The sequence below is a fragment of the Spirillospora sp. NPDC047418 genome, assembly GCF_040643275.1.
Taxonomy (GTDB): Bacteria; Actinomycetota; Actinomycetes; order Streptosporangiales; family Streptosporangiaceae; genus Spirillospora.
On record NZ_JBEYTW010000032.1, the window covers coordinates 74,614 to 87,272 of the forward strand.

The following is a 12,659-nucleotide window of genomic DNA, read 5'->3' on the forward strand; positions in this document are numbered from 1 at the left end:
GCTGATAACAACAACACGCCGCAGGTCAACGAAGGGCTGGGGCGGGTGCGGTGGAGAGGGGGATCGGCTCGAACATCGGGGGCTCGTCATGCGGGTCCAGGGCGGTCGGGCCGTAGAGCCAGTCCACGAACGCGTAGTCGTGGGGGTCGCGTTCCCGCAGCAGGGCGTTGCGCTGCCGCCGGGGCGTTCCGTCGAGATGCCACAACTCGCCCCACGCGCGGGACGTGGTGAGGACGCGGCAGCAGTGCTCGGGCCGGACGGCCTGGTAGGCGGCGAGGACGGCGGGCCAGTCCACCGTCCCGCCGCCGTCGCGGTGGCGGGCGACGTGCTCGCCGAGGACCCAGCCGTCCTCCAGCGCCATGATCGCGCCCTGGGCGATGTACTGGAGCGGCGGGTGCGCGGAGTCGCCGAGCAGCGCGATGCGGCCGTTCACCCAGGTCATGATGGGGTCGCGGTCGTACATCCGCCACCACTTGTCGCGCCACATGTGCGGGAGTCCCTCGCGGACGAAGTCGCAGGTCTGCTCGAACGCCGCGTCCAGTTCGTCGGGTGTGCCCCAGTCCGCCTCGCCGGCGCGCGCCTTGGGCGACTCGAAGACGGCGACCTGGTTGAGCAGCTCACCGCCGCGCAGCCCGTAGTGGACGAAGTGGCAGCGCGGCCCGACGTAGACCACGACCTCGCTGAGGTCGATGCCGGCCGCGCGCCCGCTCGACGTCGGCACGGTGCCCCGGTAGGCGACGTACGCGGAGGAGACCGGCTCGTCGTCCGACATCAGTTCGCGGGCCACCGAGTGCAGCCCGTCGGCCGCGATGACGACCCGCGCCTCCTCGGTGTGGCCGTCGGCGAGCGTCACACGGGCGCCATCGGCGGTGTTGGCGTAGGCGACCGCCTGCTGCGACGTCACCAGGTCCACGCCGGCGCGGCGGCAGGCGCGCAGCAGCATGGCGTGCAGGTCGCTGCGGTGGATGACCAGGTACGGGTACCCGTAGCGGCGTTCCAGGTCGCGCAGGTCGAGCCGGGTCAGCTCCGACCCGTCCACGGCGTCGCGCATGATCATCGCGTCCGGGACGACGCCGAGGCCCATGGCCTCGTCCAGCAGGCCGTAGTCGTCGAGGATGCGCGTGCAGTTGGGCGCGAGCTGGATGCCGGCGCCGACCTCGCCGAACGCGTCGGACCGCTCCAGCAGCCGGACCGCCAGGCCCCGGCGGGCCAGCGCGTAGGCGGCGCCGAGCCCGCCGATCCCGCCGCCGACGACGATCACATCAGGGTTGCTCATGGTCTCTTCCTTCTCGGGCCTCAGAGCCAGGGGCCGAGGGACGGGGCGCCGGCGAGGGCGTGCGGGCGTCCGGCCAGCCAGGCGGCCACCTCGGGCAGCGGCCCGTCCGGCAGTGCGTCCAGCCGCCGCTTGGCGGTGATGTCGGTGACGAGGGCGCGCAGGAAGTCGCCCGGCAGGTCGTCGAAGGAGATGCCGCAGCCGAGGTCGACGGCGTGGACGAGGACCTCCCGCGACCGCAGCCAGGGCACTTCGGTGGCGGGCACGGTACGGCCCTGCGCCGTCACGACCTCGGCCTGCCAGTGGCGCTCGGTCAGCTCGTCCATCGAGGTCCGCAGCGTCGCGGCCGAGGAGCCCGCCCATGCGGCCAGTTCCGCGCCGCTCATCCGGGGGCCGCGCGCGATCCCGGCCGCCCGCTCTTCCGGCGAGGCGTACATGGGGGTCGCCTCGCCGGTCGCGGCCCAGCGCACCAGGTTGCCGAGCGCTTCCGCGTTGGCCGCGACGTGGGCGATCAGGTGCTTGCGGGTCCAGCCGGGCAGCAGGCTCGGGGCGTCGTACTCCGGTTCGGTCAGGCGGTCGACGGCGCCGAGGAACAGCGTCGTCCCGTCCTGCGTCCAGCGGAGGACGTCGGTGAACGAACGGGCCATCAGGCGTCCTTGACGATGCGGTTCGTGCAGGCACCGAGCCCGTCGATCTCGGTCACGACCGTCTCGCCGCCGGTCAGGTAGACCTTCGGGTCGCGGGCGTGGCCGACGCCGGCCGGGGTACCGGTGGCGATCAGGTCGCCGGGACGCAGCCGGACGATCGTCGAGACGTACTTGACCAGGAAGACAGGGTCGAACAGCAGCGTGCCGGTGTCGTCGGACTGCATCTCCCGGCCGTCCACGAGTGTCCTCACTTTCAGGGCCGGACGGACGCCGCCGACCTCGTCCGGGGTGACGAGGTAGGGGCCGACAGGCGTGGAGGAGTCCCAGATCTTGCCCTGCGTCCACTCGATGGTGCGGAACTGCCAGTCGCGGACGGAGACGTCGTTCATGACGGTGAAGCCCGCGATCGCCGCCTCGGCCTGGGCATCGTCGGCGCGGCGGACGTCCCGGCCGATGACGACGGCGAGTTCCACCTCCCAGTCGAGCGCGTCCGTCTCAGCGGGCTTGACGATGTCGTCGCGAGCGCCGACGAGGCTGTCGGCGAACTTCGGAAACAGCGTCGGATAGGACGGAAGCTCCCGCCCCATCTCCTTGATGTGGTTGGAGTAGTTGTGCCCGACGCAGATCACCTTCGAGGGACGGGGCACGACGGGCGCGAAGTCGGCGCCGTCGACCTCGTAGGCCGGGCCGGTGGCGTCCGCCGCCCTGGCCTGCCAGTCCGGCTCGGCGAGGAGCGCGCCGAGGTCGGGAAACCCGACGTCGACGAGCTTGCCGCCGTCGAGCCGGACGGCGCGGGTACCGGTGGCGGTACGGATGGTGGAGAGCTTCATTCAAGAGTCCTTGGCGAATCGGTTGAGCTTGAGGGCCTCGAAAACGGGCGCGTCGCAGAAGCGGAACAGATCAAGCGCCCCGGAGTCGGAGTCGGTGGACCCGGCCTCGGACCGCACCGAGAACGGCTCCCACGAGGGAACGACGAAAAGGTCGCCACGGGCCACCGACCAGGACCGGTCGCCGACCGTCACCGTGCCGGAGCCGTCGAAGACCTGGTACACACTGGAGCCGGTCTCGCGCACGGGAGCCGTCTCGGTGCCCCGCGCCACCCGGTGGAACTCGGCGCGCAGCGTCGGGAGCACATCGGTGCCGTCGACCGGGTTGCTGTACCGGACGGCGGCGTGGCCGGGCTCCACCGTCCCCGCGTGCCCTTCCCTCTCCAGCGCGAGCTGATCGCTCAGCGCACGGTCGGTGTACTCCCACTTGTAGGAGAGCAGCGGCGACCCGGGAGTCGCGTGCCCGACACCGACCGGACGCAGCCCGGGGTGCCCCCACAACCGCTCCGAACGCGACCGCTCAGGCGTGACGTGCTCGCCCTCCGACAGCTCGTCCCGCCCGAACTCGAAGAACTGTGTCTCGGTCAGGTACTGGAAGGGGATGTCGAGCCCGTCGATCCAGGCCATCGGCCGGTCGGTCGCGTTGTGGTGCGCGTGCCAGTTCCAGCCCGCCTGGGGCAGGAAATCGCCCCGGTTCATCGGCACCGGGTCACCGCCGACGACCGTCCACACTCCGCTGCCCTCGACCACGAACCGGAAGGCGTGCTGCGTGTGGCGGTGCTCGGGGGCATCTTCCCCCGGCATCAGGTACTGGATCGCCGCCCACAGCGTCGGCGACGCGAACGGCCGTCCGCCCAGCCCCGGATTGGCCAGCGCGATGGCCCGCCGCTCTCCCCCGCGCCCCACCGGCACGAGCCGCCCGGCCTGCTCGGCGAGCCGGACCAGCGCGTCCCACTTCCACACATGCGGGACGGCCTTGGACCGCGGATGCACCGGCATCAGGTCACCGATCTCGGTCCACAGCGGCACGAGCAGCTCGGCTTCGAACCCGCGGTAGAGGTCTTCGAGCTCGGGCGTGACATCCGGCTGCCCGGGAGCGTCCACGGCCGACAGCTTCACGGGCGACCCCGCGACAGGAGTGCTGGTCATACCGGCAATCGTGCGGCCAGTTCCCGCAGAAGAATAAAAGATTCTGCTACCCAGAACAGCCCGGCTCAGCCGGGCCGCTCAGCCTGCCGAGGTGGCCTCCTCAGCGGGGGGCGGTGGTTCGGCTAGTCGGCGGAGCAGGTTGACGAGTTGGTCGCGTTCGTCCGGGCGGAGTCGGCCGAAGAGCCGCTCGCCCACGTCGGCCCCGGCACGCCGGCCGCCCTCCAGGGTGCGCCTGCCGTCATCGGTCAGCATGACCGAATAGGCGCGCCTGTCCTCCGGTACCCGTTCGCGCCGGACCAGCCCACCGCGTTCCAGCTCGTCGACGATGCGCACCATCGTGGACTTGTCGATGCCGGTCAGCTCGATGAGGCGCCGCTGGCTGGACGGCCCGTACATGTCCAGGGCGAGCAGCATGGTGAACTCGCGGACGTCGATGCCGAGCGGGCGCAGCTCGTCGTTCATCCCGGCGCGGCTCTGGCCGTGCGCGGCGGCCAGCAGCATGCCGAGCCCCACGTGCCGCGCGGCGGCGTCGCCGTCCTCGGCCAGGATCCGTTCGAGCAGGTCGTCGAGCATGGCCCCATGGTAGGGCCTTCTGATATAGTCTCACTTGAGACTTTCTCAGGAGAGACGTGGGCGGCGTTCCGACTGAGCCGAACGGAGACGGCCATGCCCGAACTGACCCGCCGACGCGCACTCCAGCTGTCCGGACTGACCGCGGCGGCGACCGCGCTGCCCGCGACCGGCGCCGCGGCGAGCCCGCCCCGGCCCGCGCGCGGCAGGATCGACACCCACCACCACGCCGTCCCGCCCGCCATGCGGCGATGGGCGGTCGACCAGGGCATCCTCCCGCCGACGGGCGGCCCGTCCTGGGCCCAGTGGACCTTGGAGAGCACGCTCCGGACCATGGACGCCAACGGCATCACCGCCGGCGTCGCGTCCGCGCCGGTGCCCGCCGAGATCTTCCAGGACCGCGCGACCGCCGTCTCGGGCGTCCAGGTGTGCAACGAGTCGCTCGCCGAACTCGCCCGCGACCACCCCACCCGCTTCGGCTTCTTCGCCAACGTGGCCATGCTCCACCCGGACCTGGCCCTCACCCAGACCGCCCACGCGCTGGACGACCTCGGCGCCGACGGCATCCTCCTCAACACCTCGGCCGACGGCCACTACCTGGGCGACCCGATGTTCGAGCCGCTCTTCGCCGAACTCGACCGCCGCCGCGCGGTCGTGTTCGCCCACCCGGTCGCGCCCAAGGGCATCGTCGAGGTACCCGAGGTCGGGGACTGGCTCGCCGACTTCCTGCTCGACACCACCCGCACCGCACTGAGCCTCATCGCCGCCGGAACACTCGACCGGCACCGCAACGTGTCGGTGATCCTGTCCCACGGCGGCGGGTTCCTGCCGTACATGGCCGGCCGCGCCGAACGCGCGCACCGGGAGGACGGCGGCCCGTTCCCGGCGGACATGCGCCCCACCCTCCGCCGCTTCTACTACGACACGGCGCTCCCGACGTCCCCGTACGCCTCCCCGACCCTCCTCAACGCCGTAGGCCCCGGCCGCGTACTGTTCGGCACCGACTGGCCCGCCAACTCCGCCCGCGAGGTAACCCTCAATACAAGGGCCTTCGACCGCGACCCGTCCCTGGACGACCGCGCCCACCGCGCCATCGTCCGGACCAACGCCCTCCGCCTCCTACCCCGCCTGGCCGCCCGCCTCACCCGCTGACCCGTCCCGCCCGAGCCCGCCCCGCGTTCTGGGGCGGGTGCGGGTGGTCACGTGAGTTCGAACCAGGTATCGAGGCGGCGCCCCTCGCCGTCCGTGTTCTACACAGTGGTGGCGGTTTGGATCAGTAGGGCGAGGGGGTGGGAGCGGCTGTGCGGGGGCCAGGCGATCACCGTCGTCACCTTCGGCGCGTCCAGCAGCGGGACGGCGGCCAGGCCGTCCCGCAGGTAGCTGCGGGCCGATTCGGGCAGGACGGCGGTGGCGCGGCCGAGGGCGATGAGTTGTAGCAACTGCGCGTGGTCCCTTACCCGGGGGCCGGGGCCGTCCGGGTAGGTGCCGTCGGAGGCGGGCCAGCGCGGCATGGGCAGGCCGGGCAGGCCGGTGACGTCCGCCATGCGGAGGTGCGGCCGGCTGGTGAGGGGGTGTCCGGCGGGCAGCAGCACGACCTGGTCTTCCGTGCGCAGTTCCTCGGTGTCGAACCCGGCCGTCGAGTCGAACGGCCGATGCAGCAGGGCCACGTCGGCGCGGCCGTCGCGGAGGAGCCGCTCCTGCTCGCCGGGGCCGCAGAGAAGGACGTCCACGGTGATCGCGCCGGGTTCGGCGGCGTAGGCGTCGAGAAGCTTCTGCAGGAGTTCGCCGGACGCGCCGGCCTTCGTGACCAGGACGAGGCCGGGTTCCACGTGCGCGGCGCGGCGGGTGCGGCGGTCGGCGGCCTCGACCGCGTCCAGGGCCGCCCGTCCCTCGCGGAGGAGCACCGACCCGGCCTCGGTCAGGGCGACGTTGCGGTTGGTGCGTTCGAGGAGCGTCACTCCGAGCCGCCGTTCGAGCTGCTGGATGGCCCGCGAGAGCGGCGGCTGCGCGATGCCGAGCCGCTCCGCCGCCCGGCCGAAGTGCAGTTCCTCGGCGACGGCGACGAAGTAACGCAGCTCCCGCGTCTCCATACCCGCCACGATACCCGGGAGGTATCACCGGCCACCCAGACGGTGTTGGAGGTTCGGGCCGTGGCGGGCGCAGGCTTGAGGCATGAGCGAAAAGACCATTGCGCTGGTCACCGGCGCGAACAAGGGAATCGGGTACGAGATCGCGGCGGGGCTGGGCGCCCTCGGCTGGAGCGTCGGCGTCGGCGCCCGGGACGACGGACGGCGCGAGGCCGCCGTGGAGAAGCTCCGCGCGGACGGGATCGACGCCTTCGGCGTGCCGCTCGACATCACCGACGACGCGAGCGTGGCCGCGGCCGCCGAGCTGATCGAGGGACGGGCCGGGCGCCTGGACGTGCTCGTCAACAACGCCGGCATCACCGGCGGCAGGCCGCAGGAGCCCACCCAGGTCTCCGCCGAGATCATGCGGACGGTCGTGGAGACCAACGTCATCGGCGTCATCCGCGTCACGAACGCGATGCTGCCGCTGCTGCGCCGCTCGGCCTCCCCGCGGATCGTGAACATGTCGAGCACCGTCGGCTCCCTGACGCGGCAGAGCGACCCCGGCTTCGAGACGGGCCCGATCGCGGCCGCGTACGCGCCGTCCAAGACGTTCCTCAACGCGGTCACGGTCCAGTACGCCAAGGAGCTTGCCGGTACCGGCATCCTGATCAACGCCGCCTGCCCCGGCTTCTGCGCGACCGACCTCAACGGCTTCCGCGGCGTCCGCACTCCGGCGCAGGGCGCGGCGACCGCGATCCGCCTCGCCCGACTCCCCGACGACGGCCCCACCGGCGCCTTCTTCGACGACGACGGCTCCATCCCCTGGTGAGCACACTGCCGGCCGGTGGCGCGCCGCCCGCCTCGGCGGTGGAGGGCGGAACGTCAGGCCCCGGTCCGGGCGGCGGCGCGGACGTCGGCGCGGCCCGTGTGCAGGTAGCGTGCACGGCCCTCGCCGTCGTCCCCCAGGAACGCGACAGGGCCGTGGCCGGGCTCAGCGGGCAGCAGGGAGTCGCCGCGCCGGCCGAGCAGTTCCGTCCGGTACGGCTCGTCGCCGGCCTCCGCCGCGAGGCCGAGAGGGACCTGCGAGAGCCACAGCCGTCCCTGCTCGTCCGCGCTCACCGTGGTCTCGCTCGTGCTCGACACGTAGACGCCCGCGCAACGCCTGATATCCGGGCGCGCGGTGGGATCGGGGACGGGCTCGGCGGGCGACTCGACGACCCGGCCCAGGATCTCCTTCATCAGCGCCTTGCGGTCACCGCCATTGGTGAAGATCGCCACGGACAGGTCGCGGCCGGGGTCGACCCGCAGGACGGCCGACTGCCCGATCGTGTTGCCATCGTGGCCGAACACCGGGCCGCCGGGCAGGTCGTAGAGCGTCCAGCCCAGGCCCCAGGCCGTCCCCCAGCCGATGTCGGGCAGGACGACCTGCGGCTCCCGCATGGCCCGCAGCCCCTCGTCGGCGAGATGTGCGCGGGCGAAGGCCAGCAGGTCGCGCGGGGTCATGGCGAGCATCGACCCGGCGGGCGCGTTCGAACGCGCCATCGCCCACACCGGGACGGGCCGCCCGCCGAGGTGCCCCACCGCCGCGCGATGCAGGATCGCCTCATACGGATCGCTCGCCGCGTGCGTCATGCCAAGCGGCGTGAACAGGTGGTCCCGCATGCACCGGTCGAACGGCTCGCCCCGCACGACCTCGACGATCCGCCCGAGCACGCAGTAGCCCGCGTTGTTGTAGGAGAACATCTCCCCGGGCTCGAAGATCTGCGGCACATCGGCCAGCAACTCCACGTACCGCTCCAGGCAGTCGTCACCCTTGCCGGTGTCGGTGAAGACGTCCCCCTCGAACCCGGCCGTGTGGCACAGCAACTGCCGGACGGTCGCCTCCCGGAACCCGGGAAGGTACCTGCGCACAGGCGCGTCGAGTTCCACCAGCCCCTCGGCGACGAGCCCCATCACCAGCGTCGCCGTCAGCGTCTTGGTGACCGACCCGATCTGGAACACCGAGTCGACCGTCGCCTCCACCCCGGTCGCCGTGCTCAGCACCCCCGCCGCCCACTCGACCAGCCGCCCCCCGGCATCGACGGCGACCGCCACCCCCGGCACCCCGTGCTCCGCCACCAGCCCCGGCAACCGCTCCCGCAGCCACGCCCCGACCTCGTCGATCTCCATCCGCATCCGCCCACGGTAGAAGGCCGCACCGCAACAGCGAACCGAGACCGCGGCGGTGGCGGCAGGGTCAGGGGGGTGGGGGGGTGAGCATGGGGACGAGGAAGCGGCGGGCCAGGGCGGCCAGTTGGTCGTCGTCGTCGAGGTCGATGAGCTCGCTCGGGATCGCCAGGAAGGACGCGGAGATCCGGACCATCAGCTCGGCCACGTGGTCGATGTCGAGGTCCGCCGAGACGGTGCCGGCGCGCTGCTCGCGGCGGAGCTGGCCCGCGAGGAACTGCCGGACGGTGGCGAGGGTCCGGCCGCCGTCACTGATCATCGACGGGACGACCAGGTCCGGTTCGGTCGCGATCAGCCCGCCGATGAGGGGGTGCCGGCGGATGGTGCGCAGCGAGCTGACGAAGCCCAGCACGACCCGGTCGGCGACGGTCTCGGCCCGCCCGATGTCGACGAGGAACTGGTCGAAGTACCGGCGGTACTCCCGGCGGACCACGTGCTCGACCAGCGCGTCCTTCGTGGCGAACCGCCGGTAGACGGTGATGCGCGAGACCCCGGCGCGGCGGGCGACGTCCTCCATGGTGGAGCGCTGGACGCCCATCCGGGAGAACTGCTCGTAGGCGGCGTCGAGGACGCGCGTCCGCGTCTGGTCCTTGTCGTCGACCTGCTCGACCGCGTCGGTGTAGGCGCGTTCGAGCACTGATCCCTGGCCCTGCTCGGCCAGGAAGGGCAGCACAGAATCCACGAGCTCCTCCCGAGACTCCCGGTTTGCACCCAATCGTAACCATCATCACATTAGGTCTTGTGATGGCGGACACGTTGTGCTGTTATTGGCGCTGTTACAGATGATACGCGGAAACGGGCTCTGTTTCACCGTATCAGCGAGGTTCTCTCGGCCACGGAGGAGCGAAGGCATGGAGAAACCCAGCAGGCGGCACGTACTGGCGGCGGGCGGGACCTTGGGAGCGTTCGGTGCGCTGAGCGTCGCGACGCCCGCCCAGGCGTCCTCCCTGTGGACCTGGTCCCCCAAGGGATCGGTCGTGGGCTACGGAGAGGGCGCCGACCCCAAGTGGGTCTGGGACCCCGAGTGCGACGAGCTGGTCGCCTCGCTGATCGACAGCGGCGCCGTGCCCGACGTCAACAAGCTGCTGAAGACCTGGACGAAGAACGGCCAGACCCTGCCCAGCGGGCTGCCGGCCGACCTCAAGAACTTCATCGAGAAGGCCCGGCAGCTCCCGTCCTGGACGGACGAGGGCAAGCTCGCGAAGGCGTTCGAGTTCAACGAGAAGCGCGGGATCTACCTCGGCGTCACCTACGGTTTCGCCAGCGGGATGATGAGCACGGCCATCCCCAGGGAGGCCCGCGCGGTCTACTACTCCAAGGGCGGTGCGGACATGCGTGACCGCATCACCAAGACCGCCAAGCTCGGCTACGACGTCGGCACGGAGAACGCCTTCGAGCCCAACGGCGAGATGATCGTGACCTGCGTCAAGACGCGGCTGGCCCACTCGGGCGTGCGGCACCTGCTGCCCCAGTCGCCGGCCTGGTCCAAGGTCGCCGACGAGAGCATCCCGATCAGCCAGGCCGACATGATGGTCACCTGGCACAGCCTGCCCACGACGGTCATGAAGCAGCTGACCAAGTGGAAGGTCCCGATCCCCGCCGACGAGTCCGCGGCCTTCCTGCACTCGTGGCAGATGACCGCGCACATGCTCGGCATCAGGGACGAGTACATCCCGAAGTCGTGGGACGAGGCGAACGCCCAGGCCAAGCAGGTCCTGGACCCGATCCTCGCGCCCACGCCCGAGGGCATCAAGCTCGCCGACATGCTGCTCAACCTGGCGTCGTTCATCGACCTCGGGATCCTGTCCAAGCCCGTGCTCAGCGCGCTCACCCGCTACGTGCTCGGGGACGAGATCGCCGGCTGGCTGAAGATCCCGCGGCAGCCGCTGTGGGACCCGATCTTCGAGAACCTGTGGCCGGCGTTCGTCGCCGTCCGGGAGGGCATCCTCGACATCACCGACGCGCCGAAGGGGCTGCGGCAGGTCTACTGGCTCTTCGACGAGATCATCCGCCAGGTGGTCCTGTTCGTCCTGTCCGGGGCGGAGTACCCGATCAGCATCTCGATCCCGACGACCAACAACCCGAACTACCCGTGATGACGCGCGTCGTCTTCCGGCACCTCCCGTCAGGTGAGGTGCTGGAAGGCGACGTGGAGGGCGAGGAAGACCCCGAAACCCAGCAGCAGGCTGCCGGCGGCGTTGACGGCGGCCCTGGCGTAGGCGCCGTCCTGGAACAGGTGGACGGTGTCGAGTTCGAAGGTGCTGAAGGTGGTCAGCGCGCCGCACAGACCGGTGCCCATCAGCGCTTCGACATAGGTCCCGGTTCCGGCCCCGTGCAGGGCGCCCAGTGCGCCCGCGCCGAGGAGGTTGACGGAGAGCGTGCCCCACGGCATCGACTTGCCGGCGGCCGCCTTGACGTAGCCGTCCAAGACGTAGCGCATCACCGCGCCCACGGCGCCGCCCGCCAGGACGAGGAGTACCACGATGAAAGTCGTCACGCTTCACTCCGGTGCGGGATCTTCCGTCCGAGCACCAGGCCGGCGGCGATCATGACCCAGCCGAGCACCGTGCTGGCGACCGCGTAGCCGATGCCCAGGCCGGGCCTGCCGCCGTCGCCGAGGGTATAGACGCCGTCGATCAGGTGCGAGAACGTCGTGAATCCGCCCAGGTATCCGGTCACGGCCAGCGGACGCGCCCAGGGGTGCGCGCGGCCGCCGAGCAGGTAGCTGGTCAGCAGGCCCATGGCGAGGCAGCCGAGCATGTTGACGGTGAACGTGCCCCACGGGAACCCCAGCCGGGCCGCCGGGATCGCCTGGGTGAGCCCGTAACGGGCGAGTGCGCCGAGCGCGCCGCCCACCGCGACGTCCGCGATGACCCGCGGCTTCAACCCGGGCAGCGGCGGCGGCCCCTTGTGCGGGTGCAGGACGCGGGCCTCGGCCCGCTCACGGTTGTGCAGGCGTCCCCGCAGCGGCTCCTTCACGGCAGCGCCTCCTTCACGGCAGTACGCCTCGCGGCCCCAGGGCGGGGACGCCGAGAAGCAGCCGGCGGACGGCGTCCCAGGTCCGCTGGAACGCGGCCTCGACCTCCGGCGATCGGTCGCCGAGCAGCCGGGCCCACGCCCCGCAGTCGCCGGGCAGGACGCTCGCCCCGCCGCGCAGCCCGGTCGCGGCGAGCGCCTCGTGCATGGCGTCCGCGATCTGCCGGGCCGGTCGCGCCCGCGTGACGACGTAGAGGGACGCCATGAGCCCGAAGCCGTCCATCACCGCGGGCCCGGTCACCCCGTCGTCGGACGGGACGAGCCGGACCGGGTCCGCGAACAGCAGCCGCCCGTCCGGGTCGCGGACCTCCAGGTCGGTGCAGTAGGCGGTGTAGGCGTGCCATTCCTCGCGGGCCAGCCGCCCCGCCATCAGCCGGTCGCCGAGGACGACGGTCGCCTCCGGGTCGGCGGTGACGCTCATGCGCTGGTAGAACCGCGACTCCCCGAACGGGATCGTGGTCGCGGGCAGGTACTCGACATGGCTGCCGGGCCCGGCGGAGAGCTCGACGACCTGGGTCGCGTAGTCGTGCTCCATCCGGTAGAGCCGCGTCGCGGTCTGGGTGGTGAAGTGGACGGACGTGCCCGGCCCGCAGTCCAGCGCCATGCGGTACCGGTCGCCCTGCAGGATCCCGGCCCCGGACGACATGAACAGGACATGCGGCATGTCCGGCCGGCCGGGGTCGGGGTAGAGGGGCCGGGTGGTGTGCAGCGGCGCCTTCTGGAAGTGGCCGGTCATCTCCGTCCGGCCGCCGGCCACGGCGAACTCCAGCTCCAGCACGCCGACCTTGCCCGGCGACCCGACCGGGAGCGTGTCCGGTGTCGCGGCGTGCCGGGCCACCTCGGCGGGCAGCCAGGACGGGGC

Annotated in this window: 14 protein-coding genes; 3 read left to right on the forward strand and 11 right to left on the reverse strand. The window is 71.8% G+C overall.

Going from position 1 to position 12,659, the window contains the following annotated elements:
• Positions 1 to 25: 25 nt before the first annotated feature.
• From ABZ806_RS21295 to ABZ806_RS21315, 5 genes are all read right to left on the reverse strand, one after another.
• A complete protein-coding gene (locus ABZ806_RS21295; RefSeq protein WP_500219071.1) occupies positions 26 to 1,276 on the reverse strand; it encodes an FAD-dependent oxidoreductase in 1,251 nt (416 codons plus the stop codon).
• Between the two features lie 20 nt (positions 1,277 to 1,296).
• Complete coding sequence (locus ABZ806_RS21300; protein WP_500219072.1) at positions 1,297 to 1,920, reverse strand: maleylpyruvate isomerase N-terminal domain-containing protein; 624 nt, start codon at positions 1,918 to 1,920, stop codon at positions 1,297 to 1,299.
• Positions 1,920 to 2,750: a fumarylacetoacetate hydrolase family protein gene (locus tag ABZ806_RS21305; RefSeq protein ID WP_500219073.1), complete on the reverse strand. Its 831-nt coding sequence runs from the start codon at positions 2,748 to 2,750 to the stop codon at positions 1,920 to 1,922. Before ABZ806_RS21305 ends, ABZ806_RS21300 begins: the two co-directional genes overlap by 1 nt.
• Entirely contained in the window at positions 2,751 to 3,896 is a 1,146-nt protein-coding gene (locus tag ABZ806_RS21310; RefSeq protein WP_500219074.1) for a cupin domain-containing protein, read from the reverse strand.
• Positions 3,897 to 3,974: 78 nt separating this feature from the next.
• Positions 3,975 to 4,469 carry a MarR family winged helix-turn-helix transcriptional regulator gene (locus ABZ806_RS21315; protein WP_500219075.1) on the reverse strand — a complete coding sequence of 165 codons (495 nt, stop codon included), beginning with the start codon at positions 4,467 to 4,469 and terminating at the stop codon, positions 3,975 to 3,977.
• Positions 4,470 to 4,562: 93 nt separating this feature from the next.
• Between ABZ806_RS21315 and ABZ806_RS21320 the strand changes: the two genes are divergently transcribed.
• Positions 4,563 to 5,618, forward strand: coding sequence for an amidohydrolase family protein (locus tag ABZ806_RS21320; protein WP_500219076.1), 1,056 nt, complete (start codon positions 4,563 to 4,565; stop codon positions 5,616 to 5,618).
• A 98-nt stretch (positions 5,619 to 5,716) separates the two neighbouring features.
• On the opposite strand, the gene ABZ806_RS21325 is transcribed toward ABZ806_RS21320, so the two are convergent.
• A complete protein-coding gene (locus ABZ806_RS21325) occupies positions 5,717 to 6,556 on the reverse strand; it encodes a LysR family transcriptional regulator (RefSeq protein ID WP_500219077.1) in 840 nt (279 codons plus the stop codon).
• Positions 6,557 to 6,638: 82 nt separating this feature from the next.
• On the opposite strand from ABZ806_RS21325, the gene ABZ806_RS21330 reads away from it, so the two are divergent.
• Positions 6,639 to 7,364 (forward strand): SDR family oxidoreductase, encoded by a 726-nt coding sequence (locus ABZ806_RS21330; RefSeq protein WP_500219078.1) that lies wholly within the window; start codon positions 6,639 to 6,641, stop codon positions 7,362 to 7,364.
• A 53-nt stretch (positions 7,365 to 7,417) separates the two neighbouring features.
• Here the strand turns inward: ABZ806_RS21330 and ABZ806_RS21335 are convergent, their stop codons facing one another.
• Together ABZ806_RS21335 and ABZ806_RS21340 are read right to left on the reverse strand one after the other, a co-directional pair.
• Positions 7,418 to 8,710 (reverse strand): serine hydrolase domain-containing protein, encoded by a 1,293-nt coding sequence (locus ABZ806_RS21335; RefSeq protein WP_500219079.1) that lies wholly within the window; start codon positions 8,708 to 8,710, stop codon positions 7,418 to 7,420.
• Between the two features lie 61 nt (positions 8,711 to 8,771).
• A complete protein-coding gene (locus tag ABZ806_RS21340) occupies positions 8,772 to 9,443 on the reverse strand; it encodes a TetR/AcrR family transcriptional regulator (protein ID WP_500219080.1) in 672 nt (223 codons plus the stop codon).
• 169 nt (positions 9,444 to 9,612) lie between these two features.
• On the opposite strand from ABZ806_RS21340, the gene ABZ806_RS21345 reads away from it, so the two are divergent.
• Entirely contained in the window at positions 9,613 to 10,857 is a 1,245-nt protein-coding gene (locus ABZ806_RS21345) for an oxygenase MpaB family protein (RefSeq protein ID WP_500219081.1), read from the forward strand.
• A gap of 29 nt (positions 10,858 to 10,886) precedes the next feature.
• Here the strand turns inward: ABZ806_RS21345 and ABZ806_RS21350 are convergent, their stop codons facing one another.
• The 3 genes from ABZ806_RS21350 to ABZ806_RS21360 all read right to left on the reverse strand — a co-directional run.
• A complete protein-coding gene (locus ABZ806_RS21350; RefSeq protein ID WP_346046928.1) occupies positions 10,887 to 11,258 on the reverse strand; it encodes a fluoride efflux transporter FluC in 372 nt (123 codons plus the stop codon).
• Entirely contained in the window at positions 11,255 to 11,740 is a 486-nt protein-coding gene (locus ABZ806_RS21355) for a fluoride efflux transporter FluC (protein WP_500219082.1), read from the reverse strand. The genes ABZ806_RS21350 and ABZ806_RS21355 overlap by 4 nt, the downstream gene beginning before the upstream one ends.
• A 13-nt stretch (positions 11,741 to 11,753) precedes the next feature.
• Positions 11,754 to 12,659: urease accessory protein UreD (locus ABZ806_RS21360; protein WP_500219083.1), on the reverse strand; the 906-nt coding region annotated here is incomplete at its 5' end.